The organism is Moorena sp. SIO3I6 (assembly GCF_010672095.1).
In genome coordinates this window covers 1-1,381 of sequence record NZ_JAAHHU010001369.1, presented here as the reverse complement: position 1 = coordinate 1,381, position 1,381 = coordinate 1, and the positions used below count along the sequence as shown (strand labels likewise).

1 protein-coding gene is annotated in these 1,381 nt (G+C 45.0%); it reads left to right on the top strand.

What is annotated here, in order from left to right; all coding sequences use genetic code 11:
• Positions 1-204: 204 nt before the first annotated feature.
• A complete protein-coding gene (locus tag F6K49_RS49400; RefSeq protein ID WP_075904932.1) occupies positions 205-909 on the top strand; it encodes a WD40 repeat domain-containing protein in 705 nt (234 codons plus the stop codon).
• Positions 910-1,381 lie beyond the last annotated feature (472 nt).

Sequence of the window (1,381 nt, the reverse complement as noted above, 5' to 3'; positions counted from 1 at the left end):
TTTCCCTGGAAAGATGTGGGTGACTATGCCAATCGCTATTTTGAAACTGAAGAAAGTGCTAGAAAATGGCTAACAGAAATGCTCGACCTGTTGGAAAGTGGTCTTGATCAAGTATCCCGAGGAGAGTAAAGTACTTGATCTGATAGCTGATAGCACCTCAAGTAGCGTGGCACAGGCTTCTAGCCTGAAGCAGAAATCCTAGGGTTGCAGGAGGAACGTACAAAGGAAGCAAAAGCACGACTAGCAGAATACAAGAAAAGAGTTAGAAAACAAAAATTATTGATTGTCGGAGTTATTCTAGCATTTGTAGCGGGTGTTGGCACTCTTATCTATGAAATTGAACAAAAGAGGCAAAATAAGTTGACTAACACGTGGGCTAAGATTAACTCTAAAGTTGCTACAATAAACTATCTTCTCTCAGAAGCAAAGGAGTCTTTACCAGAAAACCAGAAAAACCCTACTATGGCTTTACGCCTTGCCGAGGCTGCTTATAAGATTAACAAGAAAGGGCCTCAGGCTTCAGAAGTACTGAGTAGAGTCTACCATTCAGCAATTCATAACCGCTCCTTTTTTTACTCTGCCAATATGGGACATAGGAGTGCTGTGACTAGTGCAGTATTCTCGCCGGATGGTAGTAGAATTCTCACGGCTTCAGAGGATACCACCGCAAGATTGTGGAATCTCAAGGGGGAGCTAATCACTACCTTAGCCGGACATTCTGCTAGGGTTAATTCTGCTGTATTTTCCCCAGATGGCAACACAATAGTGACTACCTCACAGGATAAAACGGCTAAGTTGTGGGATAAGGAAGGCAATTTGCTCAATACCTTACGAGGGCACGATTGCGATCGCAATGGTCAGTGCAGGGTTAATTCTGCCCTCTTTTCCCCAGATGGTCAGGTATTCTAGATAAAATCCTAATGATGTCAGATACCCTGATTGATTGACTTTTTTGGCTTCGTAGATTGGCTTGAAGATAGTGAAACCCAACCCTGGCAATGGTTTTAGGTAAAATCAAGGGGTTTAGGAGTTTTGTCAGTCAATCAGGGCATCGGGGACGCGCGCGGGAAACCCGAACGCGCCCCGCGTCGGCTGTGGCCTACGGCCACGCTACGCGAACGCATTCGAGAGCGTTGCAGGTTGGGGTACTTCACAGCTGATGCTGTTATATAGCAATCCTAAATCAATTGAGAGAATGTTTGTTCCCTGTTCCCTGTTCCCTGCTCCCTGTTCCCTGCTCCCTGTTCCCTGTTCCCTGTTCCCTGTTCCCTTTATATATTTAATAAATCCCAGTCAATTGTCGCAAGATTGGTAAAACTAAGGTAATGGGGGTTTGCTCTTCAATGGTGACTTGTACTGTTACAGTGGTTCCTGAAGTCAC